The following is a 25,386-nucleotide window of genomic DNA, read 5'->3' on the forward strand; positions in this document are numbered from 1 at the left end:
CCCGTGCCGGCGCGCATCAAGCAGGCCCTGCCGTACGTCTGTGACCAGGCAATCTTCGTGCCCTGCCAGCGCCCCTCACCAGCGTCTGACACGCCGTCACCAATTGGCACTTGTCCGAACTATATGACCAGCTAGCGGAAGTCGCGGGAAGCCGGAGTAACCGGTGCGGTGAGAGTCTCCAGCCGATCGGCCACCAGGTTGAGCACCCCCTCGGCAGAATTTTCCAGTCTGCCCCGCACGAGCAGAGCCGAGCTGGTCCGCGCCACCCGCCGATACCGCTGCCACAGCCCCGGTGAGCAGGTGACGTTGAGCATCCCGGTCTCGTCCTCGAGGTTGACGAACGTGACCCCGCCAGCGGTCGCCGGACGCTGCCGGTGGGTGACGATGCCGCCCACGTAGATGCGGGTGCCCGCTGCCACCCGTCCGAGCCGGTTGATCGGCAGGGCACCCCGGCGGTCCAGGTCCGCGCGCAGGAACTGAGCCGGGTGCGCGTCCGGCGAGAGCCCGGTCGCCCACACGTCTGCGACCAGTTTGTCCACTTCGCCCAGGCCAGGCAGTGCCGGTGCGTTCGTACCGGTAATGGTGCCCGGCAGCCGGCCCGGTTTGTCCTGCGCCGCCGCGCCTGCCGCCCACAGCGCTTCGCGGCGGGTGAGCCCGAAACCCGCGAACGCATCGGCGGTGGCGAGCGCCTCCAGGTGCGCGGTCGAGCATCCGGCGCGCCGGGCCAGATCGGCCATGTCCCGGTACGGCCCGTGCTCGCGGCGCTCCTGCTCGATCGTCGTAGCCAGGTCCTCGCCGAGGGTGCGCACGCTGGCCAGCCCCATCCGGACCGCCGGACCGCCCAGCCCCCATGCGTGCGGCGGCTCGCCCGGCGCCGAGCCCCACCGGGTCGTCGGCGTGGATTCGAGCACCGCCGCCGCGTCGCTGAGGTTGATGTCCGGGCGGCGTACCTCCACCCCGTGCCGGCGCGCGTCGTCGACCAGCGATTGCGGCGAGTAGAAACCCATTGGCTGCGCGTTGAGCAGAGCCGCGCAGAACGGTGCCGGGTGGTAGCGCTTGAGCCACGCGCTCGCGTACACCAGATAGGCGAAACTCATGGCGTGGCTTTCCGGAAAGCCGTAGTTGGCGAACGCTGACAACTTCTGGAAAAGCTCGTCGGCCAACTCGCCGGTGATGCCGCGTTCGGCCATTCCCTCGTACAACCGGCTTCTGATCCGGTCCATTTTCTCGGCAGATCTTTTGGAACCCATGGCCCGGCGCAGCTGGTCGGCCTCGGCCGGGTCGAAACCGGCGACGTCGATGGCGAGCTGCATGAGCTGTTCCTGGAACAATGGCACGCCAAGCGTTTTGGCCAGCGCGTTCGCCATCAGCGGATGTGGCACCGTGGGTTCTTCGAGACCGTTCTTGCGCCGGATGTACGGGTGCACCGAACCGCCCTGAATGGGTCCGGGACGGATCAGCGCCACCTCGACGACCAGGTCGTAGAACTTGTCTGGTTTCAGGCGCGGCAGCGTAGCCATTTGCGCGCGGCTCTCCACCTGGAAAACGCCAACGGAATCGGCGCGGCGCAACATGGCATAGACCTCGTCGTCGTCCAGGCGCATGGTGCCGATATCAAGATCCAGTTCGATCATGTCGTACGCGTAATGCAGCGCCGACAGCATCCCGAGCCCCAGCAGGTCGAATTTCACCAGCTCGATAGCGGCGCAATCGTCCTTGTCCCACTGCAGCACCGTGCGCCCGGCCATGCGTCCCCATTCGACCGGGCAGACCTCGATGATCGGCCGGTCGCAGATCACCATGCCGCCGGAATGGATGCCCAGGTGCCGGGGAAAGCCCTGCACCTGGTTGGCGAACTCGACAACGTGCTCGGGGATGTCCTCCACGTCCAGGGTGGCGATGCTGCCCCACCGGTCGATCTGTTTGCTCCAGGCGTCCTGCTGCCCGGGCGAGAACCCGAAAGCCTTGGCCATGTCGCGCACCGCCGAGCGAGGCCGGTACGAGATGACGTTGGCCACCTGCGCGGCGTGCTCCCGGCCGTGCTTCTCGTAGACGTATTGAATGACTTCCTCGCGCCGATCCGATTCGATGTCCACGTCGATGTCGGGCGGCCCGTCCCGCTCGGGGGCCAGGAACCGCTCGAACAGCAGGTCGTATTCGACGGCGTCCACATTGGTGATGTGCAGCGAGTAGCAAACCGCCGAATTGGCCGCCGAGCCCCGCCCCTGGCAGTAGATCTTCTTCTGCCTGCAGAAGCGCACGATGTCGTAGACCACGAGGAAGTACCCGGGAAAGTCAAGCTCCTCGATCATACGCAATTCGTGCTCGATCTGCTCGTACGCCTTCGGATGCGCCTGCGGCGGCCCGTACCTTTCCTGCGCGCCGCGCATCGTCAGTTCCCGCAGCCAGCTCATCTCGGTGTGCCCCGGTTCGGGAATGGGGAAATCGGGCAACCGCGGTGCCACCAGGTTGAGGTCGAACGCCAGGTCGTCACCGAACATCGCGGCGTTCTCCACCGCCCCGGGATACGCGGCGAACAACCGTTTCATCTCGGCCCCGCTGCGCAGGTGAGCCGTGCCGGCCGCGGGCAGCCAGCCATCCATGTCGTCCAGCCCGCGCCGGGCCCGCACAGCGGCGAGCGCAGTGGCCAACCGGCGCCGCCCCGGGGTCGCATAGTGCACGTTGCCGGTGGCCACCACTTCGAGACGCCGGCTGCGGGCGAGTTCGTGGAGCACATCGTTGCGATCGTCGTCGCAGGGATCGCCATGCGCGGTCAACTCGACAACCACGTTGCCCCGCCCGAACAACGCCACCAGCCGGTCCAGTTCCCGCGCCGCCCCGATCACGCCCTCGCCGGCCAGCGCCGCCGGCACGCTGCCCTTGCGGCAACCCGTGAGAACCAGAACGTGGTCGCGCAGAACGTCGGCGATTTCCTCCAGGTCCCCGTACACCGGCTTGCCTTTTTCCTTGCCGTCCAACTGCCCGCGCGAAATCGTCCGGGCCAACCGGGCATACCCTTCGGGCCCGTGTGCGAGCGCAAGCAAATGGCGGCCCTCGGGGTCGGCCGTCCCGTTCTGCGGTTTGGCGAGATCCAAGGAGAGCTCGGCGCCGAAAATGGTGGGCAGCGACAACTCCTGGGCGGCCTGGGAGAACCGGACCACCCCGTAGAACCCGTCATGATCGGTCACGGCGAGCGCGGTCAACCCCAGCCGGGCTGCCTCCTCGGCCAATTCCTCGGGGTGGCTGGCACCGTCGAGAAAGCTGAAGTTGCTGTGACAGTGCAGTTCGGCGTACCGGTCGGTGCTGGTCCGGCGAATCAAAGCCGGAGCCGCATATCGTTCCCGCTTGCGACTCCACGCCGGCGCATCCCCGCCATCCCCCGCCAGCGGATCGACAACCTGAAGATGCTGTCGCGTCTTGCCGGTCAGCGCATTTTCCAGCTCACCCCACGAGACCTTCGGATTGTGAAAGCTCACTGGTAGCCGTCCTCAGTCATAGATCGCCTCAACCGACCAATGCCCGCCGGCCAGAGCGAGGAGAAAGGCCCGCCCATCGGCCACAGCCATCTGAGACCGCGCCCGCCGCCGCGCTTCCCCGGGCGCCCACCACCGTTCATCAACCGGCCAGGGCCCCGCCCAGCCCACAATGTCCAAAGGCTCCTCGAACAACAGAACCGAGGGTTTCCCACTCAATTCGAGCCGAGCGCTGACCCCCACCGGCTGCCCCGCACCATCAAGCACCACAGCCGCCTCAGCCCGCGGCAAAACCAAAGCCGGCGCCGGCGCCGGCTTTGGTTTTGCCGCGGGCTGAGGCGGCTGTGGTGCTTGATGGTGCGGGGCAGCCGGTGGGGGTCAGCGCTCGGCTCGAATTGAGTGGGAAACCCTCGGTTCTGTTGTTCGAGGAGCCTTTGGACATTGTGGGCTGGGCGGGGCCCTGGCCGGTTGATGAACGGTGGTGGGCGCCCGGGGAAGCGCGGCGGCGGGCGCGGTCGCAGATGGCTGTGGCCGATGGGCGGGCCTTTCTCCTCGCTCTGGCCGGCGGGCATTGGTCGGTTGAGGCGATCTATGACTGAGGACGGCTACCAGTGAGCTTTCACAATCCGAAGGTCTCGTGGGGTGAGCTGGAAAATGCGCTGACCGGCAAGACGCGACAGCATCTTCAGGTTGTCGATCCGCTGGCGGGGGATGGCGGGGATGCGCCGGCGTGGAGTCGCAAGCGGGAACGATATGCGGCTCCGGCTTTGATTCGCCGGACCAGCACCGACCGGTACGCCGAACTGCACTGTCACAGCAACTTCAGCTTTCTCGACGGTGCCAGCCACCCCGAGGAATTGGCCGAGGAGGCAGCCCGGCTGGGGTTGACCGCGCTCGCCGTGACCGATCATGACGGGTTCTACGGGGTGGTCCGGTTCTCCCAGGCCGCCCAGGAGTTGTCGCTGCCCACCATTTTCGGCGCCGAGCTCTCCTTGGATCTCGCCAAACCGCAGAACGGGACGGCCGACCCCGAGGGCCGCCATTTGCTTGCGCTCGCACACGGGCCCGAAGGGTATGCCCGGTTGGCCCGGACGATTTCGCGCGGGCAGTTGGACGGCAAGGAAAAAGGCAAGCCGGTGTACGGGGACCTGGAGGAAATCGCCGACGTTCTGCGCGACCACGTTCTGGTTCTCACGGGTTGCCGCAAGGGCAGCGTGCCGGCGGCGCTGGCCGGCGAGGGCGTGATCGGGGCGGCGCGGGAACTGGACCGGCTGGTGGCGTTGTTCGGGCGGGGCAACGTGGTTGTCGAGTTGACCGCGCATGGCGATCCCTGCGACGACGATCGCAACGATGTGCTCCACGAACTCGCCCGCAGCCGGCGTCTCGAAGTGGTGGCCACCGGCAACGTGCACTATGCGACCCCGGGGCGGCGCCGGTTGGCCACTGCGCTCGCCGCTGTGCGGGCCCGGCGCGGGCTGGACGACATGGATGGCTGGCTGCCCGCGGCCGGCACGGCTCACCTGCGCAGCGGGGCCGAGATGAAACGGTTGTTCGCCGCGTATCCCGGGGCGGTGGAGAACGCCGCGATGTTCGGTGACGACCTGGCGTTCGACCTCAACCTGGTGGCACCGCGGTTGCCCGATTTCCCCATTCCCGAACCGGGGCACACCGAGATGAGCTGGCTGCGGGAACTGACGATGCGCGGCGCGCAGGAAAGGTACGGGCCGCCGCAGGCGCATCCGAAGGCGTACGAGCAGATCGAGCACGAATTGCGTATGATCGAGGAGCTTGACTTTCCCGGGTACTTCCTCGTGGTCTACGACATCGTGCGCTTCTGCAGGCAGAAGAAGATCTACTGCCAGGGGCGGGGCTCGGCGGCCAATTCGGCGGTTTGCTACTCGCTGCACATCACCAATGTGGACGCCGTCGAATACGACCTGCTGTTCGAGCGGTTCCTGGCCCCCGAGCGGGACGGGCCGCCCGACATCGACGTGGACATCGAATCGGATCGGCGCGAGGAAGTCATTCAATACGTCTACGAGAAGCACGGCCGGGAGCACGCCGCGCAGGTGGCCAACGTCATCTCGTACCGGCCTCGCTCGGCGGTGCGCGACATGGCCAAGGCTTTCGGGTTCTCGCCCGGGCAGCAGGACGCCTGGAGCAAACAGATCGACCGGTGGGGCAGCATCGCCACCCTGGACGTGGAGGACATCCCCGAGCACGTTGTCGAGTTCGCCAACCAGGTGCAGGGCTTTCCCCGGCACCTGGGCATCCATTCCGGCGGCATGGTGATCTGCGACCGGCCGATCATCGAGGTCTGCCCGGTCGAATGGGGACGCATGGCCGGGCGCACGGTGCTGCAGTGGGACAAGGACGATTGCGCCGCTATCGAGCTGGTGAAATTCGACCTGCTGGGGCTCGGGATGCTGTCGGCGCTGCATTACGCGTACGACATGATCGAACTGGATCTTGATATCGGCACCATGCGCCTGGACGACGACGAGGTCTATGCCATGTTGCGCCGCGCCGATTCCGTTGGCGTTTTCCAGGTGGAGAGCCGCGCGCAAATGGCTACGCTGCCGCGCCTGAAACCAGACAAGTTCTACGACCTGGTCGTCGAGGTGGCGCTGATCCGTCCCGGACCCATTCAGGGCGGTTCGGTGCACCCGTACATCCGGCGCAAGAACGGTCTCGAAGAACCCACGGTGCCACATCCGCTGATGGCGAACGCGCTGGCCAAAACGCTTGGCGTGCCATTGTTCCAGGAACAGCTCATGCAGCTCGCCATCGACGTCGCCGGTTTCGACCCGGCCGAGGCCGACCAGCTGCGCCGGGCCATGGGTTCCAAAAGATCTGCCGAGAAAATGGACCGGATCAGAAGCCGGTTGTACGAGGGAATGGCCGAACGCGGCATCACCGGCGAGTTGGCCGACGAGCTTTTCCAGAAGTTGTCAGCGTTCGCCAACTACGGCTTTCCGGAAAGCCACGCCATGAGTTTCGCCTATCTGGTGTACGCGAGCGCGTGGCTCAAGCGCTACCACCCGGCACCGTTCTGCGCGGCTCTGCTCAACGCGCAGCCAATGGGTTTCTACTCGCCGCAATCGCTGGTCGACGACGCGCGCCGGCACGGGGTGGAGGTACGCCGCCCGGACATCAACCTCAGCGACGCGGCGGCGGTGCTCGAATCCACGCCGACGACCCGGTGGGGCTCGGCGCCGGGCGAGCCGCCGCACGCATGGGGGCTGGGCGGTCCGGCGGTCCGGATGGGGCTGGCCAGCGTGCGCACCCTCGGCGAGGACCTGGCTACGACGATCGAGCAGGAGCGCCGCGAGCACGGGCCGTACCGGGACATGGCCGATCTGGCCCGGCGCGCCGGATGCTCGACCGCGCACCTGGAGGCGCTCGCCACCGCCGATGCGTTCGCGGGTTTCGGGCTCACCCGCCGCGAAGCGCTGTGGGCGGCAGGCGCGGCGGCGCAGGACAAACCGGGCCGGCTGCCGGGCACCATTACCGGTACGAACGCACCGGCACTGCCTGGCCTGGGCGAAGTGGACAAACTGGTCGCAGACGTGTGGGCGACCGGGCTCTCGCCGGACGCGCACCCGGCTCAGTTCCTGCGCGCGGACCTGGACCGCCGGGGTGCCCTGCCGATCAACCGGCTCGGACGGGTGGCAGCGGGCACCCGCATCTACGTGGGCGGCATCGTCACCCACCGGCAGCGTCCGGCGACCGCTGGCGGGGTCACGTTCGTCAACCTCGAGGACGAGACCGGGATGCTCAACGTCACCTGCTCACCGGGGCTGTGGCAGCGGTATCGGCGGGTGGCGCGGACCAGCTCGGCTCTGCTCGTGCGGGGCAGACTGGAAAATTCTGCCGAGGGGGTGCTCAACCTGGTGGCCGATCGGCTGGAGACTCTCACCGCACCGGTTACTCCGGCTTCCCGCGACTTCCGCTAGCTGGTCATATAGTTCGGACAAGTGCCAATTGGTGACGGCGTGTCAGACGCTGGTGAGGGGCGCTGGCAGGGCACGAAGATTGCCTGGTCACAGACGTACGGCAGGGCCTGCTTGATGCGCGCCGGCACGGGGGTACCGATGGTTTTAGAGAATGATCTAAATGTCGGATCTCCGTCAGAAGTAGGGCGGAAACCTTACAGAATCGCAAGCGTCTATCTTTGCGGTCAGGATCGACCTGGCCACGGGGAGGACGCATGCGAATACTTCGGGGAATCGTCACGGTCGCGGCCGCCGCCGCGGTCGGAATCCCGGCCGGCGCGGCCGCCGCGGTGCCGAGCGAGCCGAACGCAGCCAGCCGCAGCGCCACACACCAAAACGCCACGGGCCAAGCCGCGGGCAAGCAGATCACCCTCATCACCGGTGACCGGGTCACGCTGCGCAGCGACGGTGGCACGTCCGTCCAGACCGGACCGGGGCGGGCCGGCATGCGGTTCATCACCCAGAAGACGCGGCGGGGCCAGACTGTCATTCCGGCCGACGCGTTGCCGTTGCTGCGGGCCGGGCGGCTCGACAAGCGGCTTTTTGACGTGGGTTCGCTGGTCAAGGATGGTTACACAGCAAGTTTGCCGCTGCTGGTCTCGTACCGGAAGAACAGCCGTCAGGCCGCGCCGGGCGTGAGTGTCACGCGCGAGCTGCCGGTCATCAAAGGCCGGGCGGTCCGGGCGGATGAGCAGGGTCGCTCGGCGCTGTGGCAGTCGCTGACGAACGCCACCGCCGACAAGATCTGGCTCGACGGCAAGCGTAAGGTCAGCCTCGACAAGAGCGTTCCGCAGATCGGTGCTCCGGCGGCGTGGGCGGCCGGGTTCGACGGCACCGGCGTCAAGGTTGCCGTGCTCGACACCGGCATCGACGCCACCCACCCGGATCTGGCCGGGCAGATCGCCGAGTCGCAGAACTTCACCGGCACCGCATCCACGGACGACGTGGTCGGGCACGGTACGCACGTCGCGTCCACCATCGCCGGCACCGGCGCTGCCTCCGGCGGTCGCTACCGCGGTGTGGCGCCCGGCGCGAAGCTTGTCATCGGCAAGGTGTGCGGCACCGAGTTCTGTGATGATTCCGCCATTCTGGCCGGCATGGCCTGGGCCGCTCAGCGCGCCTCGGTGGTCAACCTGAGCCTGGGCGGCATGGACTCCGAGGGCATCGACCCGCTCGAGGCCGCCGTCAACGAGCTCACCGCGCAGTACGGCACCCTGTTCGTCATCGCGGCCGGCAACGACGGCACGTTCGCGCCGGTCAGCTCGCCGGCCACCGCCGACGCCGCGCTGGCCGTGGGCGCGGTCGACCGCGAGGACCAGCTCGCCGAGTTCTCCAGCCGGGGCCCGCGCGTCGGCGACAACGCCATCAAGCCCGAGATCACCGCGCCGGGCGTGGAGATCGTCGCGGCCAAGGCCGCTCATGACGTGATCGGCGATCCGGCTCCGCTGCCGGGTTACTCCACTCTTTCCGGTACGTCCATGGCTACCCCGCATGTGGCCGGCGCGGCGGCGATCCTCGCTCAGGAACACCCGGGCTGGACGGCCCGGCAGCGTAAGACCGTCCTCATGGGAGCGGCGAAGCCCACCGAGGGCCTCGACGTCTACTCCCAGGGGGCCGGCCGGGTCGACGTGGCCCGCGCGATCAACCAGCAGGTCGCGGTGGACGAGGGCACCCTCAGCTTCGAGGGCGGGTTGTGGCCGCACGGCGACGACCAGCCTGAGACCAAGACGGTGACCTACCGCAACAACGGGCCCGAGGCGGTCACGCTGACGCTCAGCCTCTCCGCACCCGCCGCGGTCTTCAGCGTCGCCGCCACCACGCTGACCGTGCCCGCCAACGGCACCGCGACCACCACCGTCACCTCCGACACCAGCGCGAACGTTGCGGACGGTCACCTCGGGGGCTACCTCACGGCTACCGGCCCCGGCGGCTTGAAGGTGGAGACGCCGGTTGCGGTGGTCCGCGAGCCGGAGAGCTATGACATCAGCTTCGAGGCCGTCAACCGCGACGGCAGCCCGGCCACCGACGGCTTTGCCTCCCTGGTCAACCTGGCCACCGGAGAGAGCATCGACCTCAGCGGGCTGACCGGCAAGCAGCGCGTACCCAAGGCTGAGTACGGCATCTTCGCCACCGTCTTCGGCCAGCAGAACGAGGCCACCCAGCTCATCGATCCGCAGGTGGTGCTCGACAGCGCCCGCACGATCCGGTTCGACGCCCGCGTGGCCAAGCCGATTTCGGTCACCGTGCCGACGGCCGGTGCGGCGAGCACGTTCCTGGCCGTCGACGGGGGCTGGGTGGGCGACAACTTCAGCTACGTCTCGGGCTTGATCAGCGACGGCCCGGCCGGGATCTACACGGCCCAGATCGGTGACCGCGCCGGTTCGCCGCTGTTCTCCAGCGGGCTCAGTGTCCAGTTCGCCCAGCGCAATGCCGAAAATCAATTCCGCAACAGCCCCTACGTGTACGACCTCGGCTGGTTCTTCGACCGGACCATGTTCACCGGTCTGCAGAAGTCGGTGAGGGCGCGCAACCTGGCCACCATCCGAGCCCGGTACAACACCGAGGCCAGCGGCGCCCTGGGAGCCAAGGCCAACTCGGCGCGGCACGGCGACAGCGGCTACTGGTCCTCGTTCATCCCGTTCGACCTGCCGTTCCAGCGCACCGAGTACGTCAACACCGACGGCGGCGCGCAGTTCAGCTCGGAGTTCCAGCAGAACGGGGAGCCCGACGAGGACGGCTGGCCGACCGTGCTGAGCGTGTCGTACGAGGCCCCGGCCACGTTCCGCGCCCGGCGCACGTACCGTCAAACGTGGAACAAAGCGGTGTTCGCCCCCAGCGTGGCCGATGTGCAGGAACCGTACGGGTTCGGCTTCCGTCAGGGCGACGAGCTGTTCTTCGGGGTGGCGACGCACGGTGAGGGACCCGGCCGGGAGGGCTACTCGACGCTGGACAAGGCGCACGTGGCGCTCTACCGCAACGGCACCCTGGTCGGCGAGCAGGATGCCGAGGGTGGCTCGTTCACGGTGCCGGCCGAAGCGGCCGGCTACCGCGTCGAGCTGAGCGCCTCGCGGGGCGCCCCGCACACGCTGTCGACCGAGGTCAGCGGCACCTGGACGTTCCGTTCCGGGCACACCGGCGAGGAGAAGCCGACGCTGCTGACGCTGAGCACGGTCCGGTTCGACCCGGCGCTGGACGAGCACAACGCGGCTCGGGCCGGGCGCAGCCTCACCGTGCCGGTGCACGTGGACCAGCAGGGTGGAGCCGCGCGCATCCGGTCGGTGCGCGCCGAGGTGTCGTTCGACGACGGCGCCACGTGGACGCGGGTGCCGGTCCGGGGCTCGGGCGCCGACCGCAGCGTGGTCATCCGGCACCCGGCCAAGGCGGGGTTCGTGTCGCTGCGGGCCACGGCCGGCACGGCTGCCGGCTCGGTCACCGAGACGGCCATCCGGGCGTACGCCATCAAGTAACCCGAATTTTTCGATCATGGAATACCGCTGACGGGCGGGGAGCTCCGGCTCCCCGCCCCTCGCGTGTGCACGGCCGATACGCTGCGGTTGTGGACACCGCATCGACGCGTACCCCCCGACCGCCCGTCACCGTGCGCACGGCCGCCGTCTGGGCGGTGCTGCGCCGCGAACTCGACCGGCACCCCGGCACCGAGCTGACCGTGCTGGACGTCGGCGGTGGCACCGGCGGGGTCGCCGTGCCGCTGGCCGAACTCGGCCACACCGTCACCGTGGTCGACGCCAGCCCGGACGCGCTCGCCGCGCTGACCCGCCGCGCCGCCGACGCCGGGGTCGCCGACCGGATCCGGGCCGTGCAGGGCGACGGCGACGCGCTCGCCGGCCTGGTCGAGCCGGGCACCGCCGACATCGTGCTGTGCCACGCCGTTCTCGAAGTCGTCGACGACCCGGCCGAGGTGGTCGCCGCGATCGGCACCGCGCTGCGGCCCGGGGGAGCGATCAGCCTGCTCGTGGCCAGCCGTGCTGCGGCGGTGCTGGGACGCGCGTTCAACGGCCACCTCGGCGCCGCGTCCGCGCTGCTCAATGATGCTGACGGGCGCGCCGGTCAGCGAGACACCCTGCGCCGGCGCTACGACGCGGACACCGCGGCGGCGCTGCTCGGCACGGCCGGGTTCACCGTCGAGGAGATCCACGGCGTACGCGTGCTGGCCGATCTGCTGCCCGCCGCGGTGGTCGAGGGCGACGCGCGGGCCATGCTGGAGCTGGAGCTCGCGCTGGCCGCCCGGCCGCCGTTCCGCGACATTGCCTCCCAGTTGCACCTGTTCGCGCGGCACCCGTGAGCGGCTACCTCGACATCGTCCGGCCCGCGTACGGCGAGAACAGCCTGGCCGACCTGATGCCGAGCGTGTCGGCGGTGCTCGGCGTGCCCGGGGCCGAGGACGTGCTTGCCCTGGGGGCCACGCTGGGCGATGTGGACCGGGTCGCGGTGCTGCTGATCGACGGGCTGGGGGTGTACCAGAAGGAGGCAGTCGCCCGGCTTGCGCCGATCGTGGCGGAACTCGACGCACGGACCTTGACCTCGGGTTTTCCCTCAACGACGCCGGTCAGCCTGGCCACGCTGGGCACCGGCCGGCCGCCCGGGCAGCACGGCATTCTCGGCTTCACCGTGCGCAAGCCCGGCGGCGGCGTGCTCAACCACATCCACTGGGGCAAGGACCCGGACCCGGCGCTGTGGCAGCCCATGCCGACCCGGTTCGAAACCGCCGTGGCCGCCGGGGTGCCGGCCACCCAGGTCACTCAGCCGTCGTTCCAGGGCAGCGGGCTGACCGTGGCCTGCTACCGCGGTGCGTCCTTCGTCGGCGCGGCTGATCCCGGCGCACTGGCCGAGGGCATGCTGACGGCGCTGAAGGGCCCCGGCATCGTGTACGGATACTTCGCCGATCTCGACCACCATGGGCACGGCACCGGAGTCGGCTCGCCGGACTGGGAAGCGGCCGCCACGACGGTTGGCACGCTGCTCGACCGGCTTGTCAACGGGCTGCCACCACGGGCCGCGCTGCTGGTCACCGCCGATCACGGGCAGCTCAACATCCCCGCCGAGGGGCGGCTGGACCTGTCGCTCGACGCGGAGTTGTCCGCCGGGCTCATCGGGGTGGCCGGCGAGCCGCGGGTGCGGTACCTGTACACCGAGGCGGGGGCGGTGGACGATGTGCTGAGTACGTACCGGGAGAAATTGGGCTCCTCGGCCTTGGTCCTCGGCCGTGACCAAGCGATCGAAGAGGGGCTGTACGGCCAGGTTGCCGACGCGCACCGCTCGCGCATCGGCGATGTCGTAGTGGCCTGCCTGGACCACACCGTCGTGCTGGCCTCGGCCTGCGAACCGGCGAGCGCGGGACGGCTGGTGGCCTATCACGGTTCGCTGACCGCTGTCGAAATGACGGTTCCGCTGCTCAGTTTTGTCAGACCCTCGAACTAGTGTTCCCGGCGTGGGACGAAGTCAGGCGATTGGGCGGGGGTTCGACCCGCGGTTCGGGCCGGAGGCCGACGACGCGGGATGCACGATCCTGCACGTCGACATGGACGCATTCTTCGCCTCCGTGGAGGTGCGCCGGCGCCCGGAGCTGAGGGGCAAACCCGTCGTGGTCGGCGGAGTGGGCCCGCGCGGGGTGGTGAGTTCGGCCAGTTACGAGGCGCGACGGTACGGCGTCCGCAGCGCGATGCCCTCCAGCCGAGCCCGCGCGTTGTGCCCGCACGCCGTTTTCCTGCCGCCCGACTTCTCCGAGTATTCGGCGGCTTCCCGGGCGGTCATGGGAATCTTCCGCGACATGACCCCGCTGGTCGAGCCGCTGTCATTGGACGAGGCCTTCCTCGACGTGGCCGGTGCGCAGCGGCTGCTCGGCCGGCCCGCGGTGATCGCCCGCACGATCCGCGAACGGGTCTATGAGAACCAGCGGCTGACCTGCTCGGTGGGCGTTGCGTCGACCAAGTTCGTGGCCAAGCTGGGTTCCACCCGCGCCAAACCCGACGGCATGATCGTGGTGCCGGCCGATCAGGTGCTTGACTTCCTGCACCCGCTGCCGGTCGACGCGCTGTGGGGCGTGGGGGAGAAGGCCGCCCAGCACCTGCACCGGCTCGGCCTGGCCACCGTCGGCGACCTGGCCCGCGCGCCGGTGCGGATGCTGCGGGCGTCGCTGGGTGAGGCTGCTGCCGCGCACCTGCACGAGCTGTCCTGGGGTCGCGACCCGCGCCGGGTGGTGCCCGAACGCGAGGAGAAGTCGATCGGCGCCGAGATGACCTATGAAACCGACGTCACCGACCCGGCCACCATCCGGCGCAGCCTGCTCGCCCTCGCCGACAAGGCAGGAGCCCGGCTGCGCGCGGCCGGCGTGGTCGGCCGCACGGTGTCGATCAAGGTGCGGATGGCCGACTTCCGCACGGTCAGCCGCTCCCGCACGATGCCGACAACCACCGATGTGGCCCGGGAGATCTTCGAGACGTCGTGGGCGCTGTTCCAGGCCCTCGCACCGGGCGAGCCGATCCGGCTGGTCGGTGTCCGGGTGGAGAACCTCGGGTCGGCGGAGAACGCGCCGCGGCAACTGACGTTGGGGGAGCCGGAGCGGGGATGGCGCGAGGCTGAGGCTGCCGCGGATGCGGTGGCGGCGCGGTTCGGGCGGGCCATTGTTGGGCCGGCCAGCTTGTTGCGGCCTGGGCCGGCCGGGGAGTCCGGGGGTTCTGGTTCTTCCGGGTCTGCTGGGCCTTCGATTGCGTCGCGGTAGGCGCTTGGGTTTTGGAGATCGAGGAGCGCCCTGGCTGCTGTGGTCTGCGAGATTGCGGGGCGTCCTTGGCTGCGCGGGTGCTGCGGGTTGGGGCCTCTTCGGCTGCTCGCGGGAGGGGTCCTTCCGTCTTTTGCGACAAAGCGCCTCAGATGGAACCGAAAATCACCCGCACTCGACGGTCGTCCCGCTTTCCGACCCGCCTGCCCCCTCGTAGACTTGTCGGCAAGGCAGCCGGTCGGTTGCCTCGCACCATCGGCTCGCCCGGCACCACCGCCGGGGGGCCGGACATGCGCCCGGGGAGGAATGCCGTGCCGCTCTCGGAGCACGAACAGCGGCTGTTCGATCAGATCGAGCAGTCGCTTGCCGAGGACCCCAAGTTCGCCTCGGCTGTGCGCAACAGTGATCCGCGATTCCATGCCCGCCGCCGCCTCGTCGTCGCGGCCTTCGTGGGCATCCTGGGGCTCGCGGTGATGATCTTCGGCGCGGTGAGCCAGAATACGCTGCTCGGCGTGGCCGGCTTCGTGGTCATGCTGGCCGCCTGCGCCCTCGGCCTGCAAAGCCGCCGCAAGGGCCAGGCCCCCGACCTGCACGTGGTCGGCGGCACCGCCTCCCGCCGCACCCGCCAGGCCCGCCGCGGTGGACTGGTCGACCGGCTCGAGGACCGCTGGCGCCAGCGCCCCGAGGGCCACCGTTAGATCTGGCGGCGCGCGGCTCACGGTCGCGCGCAGCTTGACGCTCCACCCCTGACGAACTGGCGGCCACCGGCCGCCTTCGCCATATCCGGCTGCCGGCGTGCCCCGGCGGCTTTTCCGGCTGCCGGCCCGACGGCCCGCTTCCCGCGCCACGTCGCGGCCCTGCGCGTTGCAGCCCGGCCCTGCGCGTCACGTTACGTCGCGGTCCGGCCCGTCACGTTACGTCGCGGCCCTGCGTGGCGCCTCGCGGCTCGGCTCGGCTCAGCCCGGCGCGTCATGTCGTGCTAGCCGACGGCTGCCAGGAAATCTGAGTAGAACAGGCCCAGGCCGGCCACGACGCAGACGCCGGCCACCATCCAGAACCTGATGACGATGTTGACCTCGCTCCACCCGGCCAGCTCGAAGTGGTGGTGCAACGGCACCATCCGGAAGACCCGTTTGCCCGTGGTCCGGAACGAGACGATCTGGATCACCCAGGTCACGGTGATGATGAAGAAAAGCCCGCCGATCACGATCGACAACAGCGTGGTGCGGGTTGCCACCGCGAGCCCGCCGATCAACGCGCCGAGCCCCAGCGCGCCCACGTCGCCCATGAAGATCCGCGCCGGGGACGTGTTCCACCACAGGAAGCCCACACACGCGGCGGCCGCCGCGGCCGCGATCATGGCGATTTCGAGGGGATCGCGGACCTGATAGCAGTAGTCGTTCGCGCGGGCGTACGTGTCGTCGGCGCACCAGTGCCGGTACTGCCAGTAGCCGATCAGCGCGTAGGCGCCGAGCACCAGGGTCGATGCGCCGGTGGCCAGGCCGTCGAGGCCGTCGGTGAGGTTCACGCCGTTCGACATCGCCGTGATCACGAAGACGAACACCATCACCGAGCCGATTTTGCCGACGTTCAGCCAGCTGATGTCGCGGATGAACGAGATGTGCTCGCTGGCCACGGTCTGCCCGTTGGAGCTTGCCAGGTAGAGGGCGGTGATGCCGATCCCGATGCCGATGATCGTCTGGCCGAGCAGTTTGCCCTTGGCGGACAGGCCGTCGGAGTTGCGCCGGCGGACCTTGATGAAATCGTCGATGAAGCCGACCGCACCGCATAAGACGAACAGACCGAGCAGGACGAGGGCTGTCATGGTCGGCTGTTCCTGCGCGATCTGCCGCTCGGGCAGCGTGGTCAGCGCGAGGTGTCCGGCGACGTAGGCGACCAGCGTCGCCACGATGAACACGACGCCGCCCATCGCCGGGGTGCCCCTCTTGCCCTCGTTCGAGGCGAGCCCCAGAGAACGGATCGGCTGCCCGGCCTTGAGCGCGGTGAACACCCGGATCGCCACCGGAGTGCCGAACAGCGAGACGACGAACGCGACCGCCGCCGCCACGATGACCGCCCTCACGAGCGAGTCCCGAGATCCGGATCAATCACAGCGTCCCCATCAACGATCACGGGGCACGATCTTGCCATCCGGCGGCAGGCTCCATCAACCGAGCATCGGGGCGCCCACCGGCGGCGGGCACCCCGATCGGTCAGCGGGCCCGGTTGGCCAGCAGGCGCCGGGGGCTGAACCGCACCAGCGAGTCGCGCACGCGGCTCATGGTGCTCATCCAGCGGGTGGAGGTTTCGCCCAGCGCCAGGCGCCAGCGCAGCATCACCGAGGGCGGCAGGAGCAGCGCTTCCAGGCGGGTGCGGCGGGTGGCCGTGGCCGAGAGGCCCTTGCGGACCTGGGTGAGGGCCTCCGGCAGGCCGTCGCCGCGCAGAGGCTGGCGGGCGTAGCGGGCGCGTTCCTCGGCGTGGCCCAGCAGAGTGGCGCTGGTGGCCGAGCCGGCGGTCAGGTCGGCCTCACGGATCAGGCGCAGGGCGGTGTGGCGGGGTGTTTCGGTCGGGTCGATCGGGACCCGGTAGTCGAGCATGGTGTCGACCAGCTCGTCCCAGGCGGCGTGGGCGTCCTCGCGGGCCTGGGTCGACTCGGTGGTCACGGTGACCTCGGGTGACCCCGGCGGTGAGGCCGGACGGGTGGCCGTGACCGGCATCGAGGCGGAGTGCCGGCGCTTGCGGACCAGGACCCGGCGCAGGGCCGGGACCAGCAGCAGGGCGAGGAACAGGGCCACGAAGGCGGCGATCAGCAGCGCCGTGGACGACGAGCCCGAGTCGGCCGTGGTGGTGGCCGAGTCGCTCAGGCCCGAGTTGACGTCGCGGTCGGGGCGGGCGGCGGCGCTGGGGTCGGTGGAGCTGGCGGCGCCGGGGGCCGCCGTCGCCGATGAGCTGGCGGTGGGTTCCTCGGCGCGATCGTTGTCCGGGGCCCACGCCGAGCGGGACGAGCCGACCACGTCGGCGGCCGGGGTGGCGTCGAACGGGATCCAGCCGTAGCCGTCGAAGTAGACCTCGGTCCAGGCGTGGGCGTTGCGGTTGGTCAGCACGTACGCGTTGCCGTCGCGGGTGTTGCCCCGGGTGAAGCCGAACGCCACCCGGGCCGGCAGACCGGCGGTGCGGGCCATCCAGGCGAGCGCGCCGGCGTACTGCTGGCAGTAGCCGCGCTTGTTCTCCAGGAAGGCCGCGACGGCCGAGGCGCTGCTGTCCGTGCTGGTGGTGGTGACGCTGTACTGGAAGCCGTTCTCTTTGGAGAAGTAGCGGTACAGGGCCATCATCTTGTCGTACGGCGTGTCCTTGTCCTGGGTCAGCTTGGTGACCAGCTGCTCGACGTTGCGGTCGCGCGGCACCGAGGTGAACTGGGTGACGTACGGGTCGTCGGCGGGCAGTTGCTGGGCCTCGCGCAGCTCGGCCGGGGTGAACTTGGCGCGCACGTAATCGAAGGAGTACTTCTGCCCGCGGGTGGTGGTGCGGGTGGAGAACACCGCCTGGGCGTTGCGGTCGTACGACCACGCCCCGTCGAGCCCGTCCATCTTGATGGTCGACGTGTAGACCGGAGCCAGCGACTGCGCATAGTCATCGGTGACTTCGACCTCGGCGTGGTACTGCTGGTACTGCCCGCCGAACGACGAGGGGTTCTGGCGCGGGTCGTCCAAGCCACGTGACACCGGGCTGCCGGTCGGCGTGCGGTTGGCGAAGCCGTCGGTGGTGAGCACGTCGGCGATGCCGAAGCGCAGGTAGAACGGGTCGGGCTCGTTGGTGCTGACCTTGAGGTAGTTCTTGGTCGTGGTCTGGGTGAGCTGGCCGGAGAGCGCGGCGAACAGGTTGATGCGCCCGTTGCCGCCGCCGCCTGCGCCGCCGCCGCCCACGCCGCTGCCACCCTGGGTGAGCTGGTTGAGCAGGCCGGTGTTGAGCCCGGGCACGATCAGCGGCAGCACCACGGCCGCGGCCACGCCGATGACGGCCAGCCGGCGACCGGCGGCAGCCAGCGGGGAGGGCTCCCAGACATCGACGTCGCGGCCGTCGCCGGTGAAGCGGCGGCCGAAGCGGCGCACCCGGTCGACGTTGTCGGCGACCAGCAGCCAGAGGAAGCCGGTCGCGCCGATGATGAACGGCAGAACCGGGACGCTGTCGATGTAGACCGCCACCGGCACCGAGTAGATGGCCAGCATGGGCAGACCGGCAAGGGCCGGGCGGCGGGCCACCACGGTGAGCAGGTCCACCGCGATGGCAACCGCGCCGATGCCCAGCGCGGCGATGAACAGCAGGCCGTCGCGGTCGGGCACCGGCACGCCGTACGAGCGGGTGTCGGTGCCGGCCTGGGTGAACAGCTCGGCGAAGTGGCCGAACGTGTCGGGAGTCGGGATCAGGCCCAGCAGTTCCGAGTGGCTGGGGAACATCCAGGTCAGCGTGAGCAGCAGCACGACCACCATGCCAGTGGCCTGCGCCCAGGTCGGGAACCGCAACGTGCGCGCGATCACGGCCGCACCCGCCACCAGGCCCACGGTCAGGATGCACTGCAGCAGCCAGGTCCAGGTGCTGAAGATGGCCGACAGCGGTGCCGCAGCCAGCAGCGTGGCGGCCGCAGCCACCAGCCCCAGTCGTCGTCGGCCCGTCACAGCGAAACTCCCGTCATGTTCACATGCCTGCCACGGTCTCGGCCATGGCCGCGCGGTAGGCGAAACCCTGCGATCCCCGGGCGGCCGCCGGCCACAGCGCAGCCAGCGAGTCGCCGTGGGCCACCGGCAGAGACCGCCAGCCGCTGCGCACCAGGGCCAGCGACGTCGCCGCGTGCTGCCGGTCGGCTTCCTGACGGTCCGCGGGCGTCAGGTTCACCCAGGTCGAGCTGTTGATGGGCAAGCCGATGCAGGTAGCGCCGTTGCTGCGCAGCCCGGTCAGCACCTCTGCCTCAGCCACCGTGAGCGAGCCGAACAACCCGATCACCAGGCCGCCGTCGGAGCGGCGGCGCACGCTGTCAACCAGCGTCGAGATGTCGCCGGTCTGGGTCAGCTTGACGTCCGCGAGGGTGTCGAGCACGGTGCCCTCCCCGCCGGCTTCGATGGCGTCGAGGTCGATGCCCGTGCCCGTGACCAGCCGCAGCTTGTAGCCGGCCTGCCGCAGATGGACCGCGATGCTCGCCGCCGCGGAGACCGCCCATTCGAAGCTTGCTGTCGGCCCCTCACCCTGATGGGCGTAGAGGCGAGTATCGAGGACGACCGTAGCGCGCGATTCCCAAGGCTGCTCCTCGCGCCGGACCATCAGCTCACCCGTGCGAGCCGTGGAGCGCCAGTGCACCCGGCGCAGGTCGTCGCCGCGCCGGTATTCGCGGGTCGCCGCGTCGTCCTCGCCATGCACGGCCACCGATCGCGCCCGGCTGTCCCCGGTGCCCGCGTACTCCCCGGCGAGCCGGACCGCCGGCAGCGCGACGACCTGCGGGATGACCGTGAGGCTGTCGACGCTGGGGAAGGACCGGGTCAGCTCGCACAGCCCGAACGGGTCGGTCAGCCGGATGACCAGCGGACCTACCGGATAACGGCCGCGCACGTCGGCGCGCACGGTGTACGCCACCGAGCTGGCCATGTGCGCGCCCAGCCGCTCCAGCACCACGCGCGGCCGGCTGCCCAGCGCGTACGGCAACCGGTCCTCGAGCAGCAGGGTGCCGGTGGGCAGCCGGGACATGTTCTGCAGGCGCAGGATGACCCGGGCGCTGGAGCCGACCGGGGCGCGGCCCGGCTCCAGCGAGCGGGTGCAGGCCAGCTTGTACCGGCTGCGCCCGACGTACGCGGCGGCCAGCAGGGGTAGCGCCGCCAGCAGGATGGCGACGCGCAGCAGGTCCTTCTCGCCGAGGATGAACGCCGACAGGGCGGCGGCCATCGCGGCGGCCAGGAAGGACCGGCCCCGGGTGGTCAGCCCCCGCAGAGCCTCGCGCATGTCAGCGGCCTCGCGACTCGTATTGCGCCCGGCCGTCGCCGTTGGCGCGGGTGTCATAGGGGTTGCGGGCGCGGTCGTGCGGCAGCGGGAGCCGGTGCACGATCTCCGAGATGATGGTGTCGGTGGTGCGCCGGTTGAGCTGCGCGTCAGCGGTCGGGATGATCCGGTGGGCCATCACCGGTACGGCGAGCGCCTGCAGGTCGTCGGGCAGCACATAGTCGCGGCCCTCCAGCGCGGCGATCGCTTTCGCGGTGCGCAGCAACTGCAGCGTGGAGCGGGGCGAGGCGCCGAGGCGGATCTCGGGGGCCTCGCGGGTGGCGTTGACCAGCGCGATTGCATACTGCTGGACGGCGTCGGCGGCGTGCACCTCGCGGACCGTGGCGATCAGCCGGCGTACGAGCGCGGCGTCGGCGACCGCCCGCAAGCTGGCCAGCGGGTCGATGGCGCCGTGGCCGTTGAGCATCGCCAGCTCGGCGCGGGGGTCCGGGTAGCCCATCGCGATGCGCGCGGTGAACCGGTCGCGCTGCGCCTCGGGCAGCGGATAGGTCCCCTCCATCTCGATGGGGTTCTGGGTCGCGATGACCATGAAGGGCGACTGCAGCTCGTACGTGGTGCCGTCGACGGTGACTTGACGCTCTTCCATGCACTCCAGCAGCGCCGACTGGGTCTTCGGCGAGGCTCGGTTGATCTCGTCGCCGACCACCAGGTTGGCGAACACCGCGCCGGGCTTGAACTCGAAGTCGCGCGTCTCCTGGTTGTAGACGCTGACGCCGGTCACATCGCTGGGCAGCAGGTCGGGCGTGAACTGGATGCGGCGCACGGAGCAGTCGATCGAGCGCGCTAGGGCCTTGGCAAGTTTGGTCTTGCCGACGCCGGGCACGTCCTCGATCAGCAGGTGACCCTCGGCGAGCAGGACGGCCAGCGCCAGCCGCACGGTTGCGCTCTTGCCCTCGATCACCTGCTCGATGTTGCCGATGATCGCGTCGGTCGCGGCGCGGAAGTCATCGTTGGGCAATGCTCCGCCGGGCGCGTCCCAGGTGGGGGTTGTCACGGGCCTCCTCCATGTCGTTCAAGCACCTTCCTACGTGACTACGCCGAAAGGGAACCGAAGGTTCGCGGGCGGCCGGGGTGTCCGTGGGCCTCCGGCGCCGCCGCCCGTCTCCACAGGTTAGCCCGATCACAGCAAGTCGCCGAGTCCCGCACGAATCATGCTTACGACACCGGGTCAACGGACTGTGAGTATCGGTCCGGTCACGAATGGGCGGACAGGATACCGGTCGCCGGTTCTTCGGACGTACCGCTATCATTTGCGCATGGTCTGTGTCCTGCTTCTTAGCTAGCCGCGCGGTCAAAGGACCAGCGCGGCGCCCCCTCATGGCAGGGGGCTTTTTTGTGCCCAGACCACCCTGAACTAGACGAGATGGTGACGATGAGCGAGTCCGAGGCAGCGGCGGACGTCCCGGCGTTCCGCTACACGGCGGCGATGGCCAACGAGATCGAGCCGCGCTGGCAGGAATTCTGGTCGCAGCACGGCACCTTCCAGGCGCCGAACCCGACCGGTGAGCTGGCCGATCCCGCCCACCCGCGGGCGAACGCCCCGAAGCTGCACGTGCAGGACATGTTCCCCTATCCCTCCGGGGAAGGCCTGCACGTCGGGCACCCGCTCGGCTACATCGGCACCGACTGCTACACCCGGTACAAGCGGATGACCGGCTTCAACGTGCTGCACCCGATGGGCTTCGACGCGTTCGGCCTGCCCGCCGAGCAGTATGCGGTCCAGACCGGCACGCACCCGCGCACCACGACCGCCAAGAACGTCGAGCGTTACCGGCTGCAACTGCGCAAGCTGGGTCTGGCGTACGACGAAAGGCGCTCGTTCTCCACCACCGACCCGGACTACTACCGCTGGACCCAGTGGATCTTCCTGCAGGTCTTCAACTCGTGGTTCGACCGTGAGCAGCGCAAGGCCCGCCCGATCGCCGACCTGATCGCCGGGTTCGAGGCCGGCACCCGCGCTGTGCCCGGCGGCAAGGCGTGGGGCGAGTTGGACGCGGTCGAGCGGCGTGAGGTCGTCAACGGCTACCGGCTGGCCTACGTCAGCGAGGCGCCGGTCAACTGGTGCCCGGGGCTGGGCACGGTGCTGGCCAACGAGGAGGTCACGCCGGACGGGCGCAGCGAGCGCGGCAACTTCCCGGTGTTCCAGCGCTCGCTGAAGCAGTGGATGATGCGCATCACCGAGTACGGCGACCGGCTGGTCGACGACCTGGACGCGCTGGACTGGCCCGAGCCGGTCAAGCTGATGCAGCGCAACTGGATCGGCCGTTCGCGGGGCGCGCACGTGGGCTTCCCGATGGACGGCGGCGACACCATCGAGGTGTTCACCACCCGGCCCGACACGCTGTTCGGCGCGACCTACATGGTGCTGGCGCCCGAGCACGCCCTGGTCTCCTCGATCGTTCCCGCAGCCTGGCCCGAGGGCACGAAGGACGCGTGGACCGGGGGGCATGCCATCCCGGAAGCCGCCGTCGCCGCCTACCGGGCGCAGGCCGCGGCCAAGACCGAGGAGGAGCGCACCGCCGAGTCCAAGGTCAAGACCGGCGTGTTCACCGGCGCGTACGCGACCAACCCGGTGAACGGCGAGCAGGTACCGGTGTTCATCGCCGACTACGTGCTGGCCGGCTACGGCACCGGCGCGATCATGGCGGTGCCCGCCCACGACGAGCGGGACTGGGACTTCGCGCAGACCTTCGACCTGCCCATTCTGCGTACGATCACCGCTCCCGAGGGCCACGAGGGCGTCTACACCGGCGATGGCGTAGCGGTGAACTCGGGCTTCCTGGACGGCCTGAGCGTGGTCGACGCCAAGACCTCCATGATCGGCTGGCTGGAGGAGCAGGGCCACGGCCGCGGGGCCACCACGTACCGGCTGCGCGACTGGCTGTTCAGCCGCCAGCGCTACTGGGGTGAGCCGTTCCCGATCGTGTACGACGAGACCGGCCTGCCCGTCGCGCTGCCCGAGTCGATGCTGCCGGTCGAACTGCCCGAGGTCGACGACTTTTCCCCGCGCACCTTCGACCCCGACGACGCCGGCAGCGAACCCGAGACGCCGCTGTCGCGCAAGAAGGACTGGGTGCAGGTCGAGCTGGACCTGGGCGACGGGCCGAAGACGTACACCCGTGAGACCAACACGATGCCGCAGTGGGCCGGTTCCTGCTGGTACGAGCTGCGCTACCTGGACCCGCACAACGACAAGGCGTTCGTCGACCCCGAGAACGAGGCCTACTGGATGGGCCCGCGCAGCGCCGGCGACCCGGGCGGCGTCGACCTGTACGTCGGCGGCGTCGAGCACGCGGTGCTGCACCTGCTGTACGCGCGCTTCTGGCACAAGGTGCTGTTCGACCTGGGTCACGTGAGCTCGTTCGAGCCGTTCCGCAAGCTGTTCAACCAGGGCTACATCCAGGCGTACGCGTTCAAGGACGCCCGCGGGTTCCCGGTGCAGGCCAGCGACGTGGTCGAGCGCGACGGCAGATACTTCCTGGGCGAGCAGGAGGTCGTGCGCGAGTACGGCAAGATGGGCAAGTCGCTGAAGAACGTGGTGACGCCCGACGAGATGGCGCACGAGTACGGCGCCGACACGTTCCGGGTCTACGAGATGGCGATGGGCCCGCTGGATGCCTCCCGCCCGTGGGAGACCCGGGCGGCGGTCGGCTCGCAGCGCTTCCTGCAGCGGGTCTGGCGCCTGGTGGTCAACGAGGACAGCGGCGAGCTGCGGGTCACCGACGAGCCGCTCGACGCCAAGTCGCGCCGCGCGTTGCACCGGGCGATCGACGGCGTGCGCGCTGACATGGAGGAGCTGCGCTTCAACACGGCCATCGCCAAGCTGATCGAGCTGACGAATACGCTGACCCCACTGCCGACGGCGTCGCGCGAGGCGGTCGAGCCGCTGGTGCTGATGATGTCGCCGTTTGCGCCGCACCTGGCCGAGGAGCTGTGGGGCAAGCTGGGCCACGCCGGCACGCTGGCCTACGCGGACTTCCCGGCGGCCGACCCGGCCCAGCTGGCCGCCGAGTCGATCACCTATCCGGTGCAGATCAACGGCAAGGTTCGCGGCCGGGTCGAGGTGGCGCCGGATACCGCTGAGGATGCCGTACGGGCGGCGGCGCTGGACGCGGTGGCCGAGGTGCTGGCCGGCCGGGAGCCGCGCAAGGTCATCGTTGTGAAGGGCCGCCTGGTCAGCGTGGTGGTCTGAGCTGTTCAACGAGAAGGGCCCGGTCCGCTCGGACCGGGCCCTTCTCCGTCGACGAAGGCGATGCGGTCGGCGGTGATGCCATCCTGGAACCGGTTCGGCGAAGGTGATGGCAGGGAACGCCAAATGCCAGGCACCCATCGGGCGCCTGGCTTCAGGCAGCGTGACCTCAGCCCGCGGCAGCGGCGGCAGCGTTGCGGCGGGCGGCGATGCGCCAGCGCAGCACGATCGCCGTGGTGAGGCCGATGCCGATGGCCGCCGGCGCCAGCGTCACCGGGTTGAGCGAGCCCGGCGCCGCCACTGCCGCGCCGATCACCGCGTAGGAGACAGCTGACGGAATCGAGGCGAGCGTCGTGCCCAGCAGGTAGCGCTTGCGGCACACCGAGGTCGTGCCGTAGGCGTAGCCGATCAGGCCGAAGGGGGCCAGCGGGAGGAAGCGGACCAGCAGGACCGCCGACAGGCCGCGGCGGTTGAGCCAGCCGTCGAGGCGTTCCATGCGGCTGCCGTTCTTGCTGCCCAGGGCACCCCGGCCGGCCCAGCGGCCCGCGTAGTAGGTGGCGACGGCGGCGATGACGGCGGCCGCGAGGGCGGTTGCCGCTCCGGTGGCCGGGCCGAGGAGGGCGCCGCAGGCCAGGGTGATGGCCGTGCGCGGGACCAGCACCGAGAGGAGCAGGCCGCCGACCACGGCTACCGCCACGGCGGCGACCGGGCCCAGGGCGACGATCGAGTCGGCGATCGACTGCAGCGGGAGAACTGCGGCAGCCACGCCCAGGGCGGCGACGATCAGGCCGAGGACACCGAAACGGGTGAGCCGGCGGCGCCGGCTCATCGAGGTGGCGGGGGCCGGGTCGGGGAGCTGCTGGCTGGCCTGAGGGTCCGTGGCGGGGGTGGTGATGCCCCGCGGGGCGATCAGGGTGTCAGTCATGCAGTCGTACCGCCTTCTGGTCGGGG

The 25,386-nt window shown here is 69.8% G+C and carries 13 protein-coding genes; 7 read left to right on the forward strand and 6 right to left on the reverse strand.

Annotation, left to right across the window (positions count from 1 at the left end; genetic code table 11):
* Positions 1–131: 131 nt before the first annotated feature.
* Positions 132–3,476, reverse strand: a complete 3,345-nt coding sequence (locus TFC3_RS33880; protein WP_067510347.1) for an error-prone DNA polymerase — start codon at positions 3,474–3,476, stop codon at positions 132–134.
* A gap of 608 nt (positions 3,477–4,084) precedes the next feature.
* Here TFC3_RS33880 and TFC3_RS33865 point away from each other — a divergent pair.
* The 6 genes from TFC3_RS33865 to TFC3_RS33840 all read left to right on the forward strand — a co-directional run bounded on the left by TFC3_RS33865 (position 4,085) and on the right by TFC3_RS33840 (position 14,902).
* Positions 4,085–7,429 (forward strand): error-prone DNA polymerase, encoded by a 3,345-nt coding sequence (locus tag TFC3_RS33865; protein ID WP_067510347.1) that lies wholly within the window; start codon positions 4,085–4,087, stop codon positions 7,427–7,429.
* A gap of 254 nt (positions 7,430–7,683) precedes the next feature.
* On the forward strand, positions 7,684–10,935 hold the full coding sequence (locus tag TFC3_RS33860) for a S8 family serine peptidase (RefSeq protein ID WP_067510346.1): 3,252 nt from the start codon (positions 7,684–7,686) through the stop codon (positions 10,933–10,935).
* A gap of 89 nt (positions 10,936–11,024) precedes the next feature.
* The gene (locus TFC3_RS33855; RefSeq protein WP_067510365.1) at positions 11,025–11,771 is read left to right on the forward strand and encodes a methyltransferase domain-containing protein; all 747 of its coding nucleotides are present in this window, start codon (positions 11,025–11,027) and stop codon (positions 11,769–11,771) included.
* Positions 11,768–12,907: an alkaline phosphatase family protein gene (locus tag TFC3_RS33850; protein ID WP_067510355.1), complete on the forward strand. Its 1,140-nt coding sequence runs from the start codon at positions 11,768–11,770 to the stop codon at positions 12,905–12,907. Before TFC3_RS33855 ends, TFC3_RS33850 begins: the two co-directional genes overlap by 4 nt.
* 10 nt (positions 12,908–12,917) lie before the next feature.
* Positions 12,918–14,207 (forward strand): DNA polymerase IV, encoded by a 1,290-nt coding sequence (locus tag TFC3_RS33845; RefSeq protein ID WP_082772755.1) that lies wholly within the window; start codon positions 12,918–12,920, stop codon positions 14,205–14,207.
* Between the two features lie 308 nt (positions 14,208–14,515).
* The gene (locus tag TFC3_RS33840; protein ID WP_067510343.1) at positions 14,516–14,902 is read left to right on the forward strand and encodes a DUF3040 domain-containing protein; all 387 of its coding nucleotides are present in this window, start codon (positions 14,516–14,518) and stop codon (positions 14,900–14,902) included.
* A 281-nt stretch (positions 14,903–15,183) separates the two neighbouring features.
* Here the strand turns inward: TFC3_RS33840 and mraY are convergent, their stop codons facing one another.
* From mraY to TFC3_RS33820, 4 genes are all read right to left on the reverse strand, one after another.
* Complete coding sequence (mraY, locus tag TFC3_RS33835; RefSeq protein WP_067510341.1) at positions 15,184–16,287, reverse strand: phospho-N-acetylmuramoyl-pentapeptide-transferase; 1,104 nt, start codon at positions 16,285–16,287, stop codon at positions 15,184–15,186.
* Between the two features lie 130 nt (positions 16,288–16,417).
* On the reverse strand, positions 16,418–18,877 hold the full coding sequence (locus TFC3_RS33830; protein WP_067510339.1) for a DUF3488 and transglutaminase-like domain-containing protein: 2,460 nt from the start codon (positions 18,875–18,877) through the stop codon (positions 16,418–16,420).
* Between the two features lie 19 nt (positions 18,878–18,896).
* Positions 18,897–20,189, reverse strand: a complete 1,293-nt coding sequence (locus TFC3_RS33825) for a DUF58 domain-containing protein (RefSeq protein ID WP_067510337.1) — start codon at positions 20,187–20,189, stop codon at positions 18,897–18,899.
* Position 20,190: 1 nt separating this feature from the next.
* Positions 20,191–21,240, reverse strand: coding sequence for a MoxR family ATPase (locus tag TFC3_RS33820; RefSeq protein ID WP_067510336.1), 1,050 nt, complete (start codon positions 21,238–21,240; stop codon positions 20,191–20,193).
* 378 nt (positions 21,241–21,618) lie between these two features.
* Between TFC3_RS33820 and leuS the strand changes: the two genes are divergently transcribed.
* Positions 21,619–24,438: a leucine--tRNA ligase gene (gene leuS / locus TFC3_RS33815; RefSeq protein WP_067510361.1), complete on the forward strand. Its 2,820-nt coding sequence runs from the start codon at positions 21,619–21,621 to the stop codon at positions 24,436–24,438.
* 166 nt (positions 24,439–24,604) lie between these two features.
* Here the strand turns inward: leuS and TFC3_RS33810 are convergent, their stop codons facing one another.
* On the reverse strand, positions 24,605–25,360 hold the full coding sequence (locus TFC3_RS33810; protein WP_067510334.1) for a TVP38/TMEM64 family protein: 756 nt from the start codon (positions 25,358–25,360) through the stop codon (positions 24,605–24,607).
* Positions 25,361–25,386 lie beyond the last annotated feature (26 nt).

This window comes from Actinoplanes sp. TFC3, from assembly GCF_001553785.1.
Classification (GTDB): Bacteria; Actinomycetota; Actinomycetes; order Mycobacteriales; family Micromonosporaceae; genus Actinoplanes.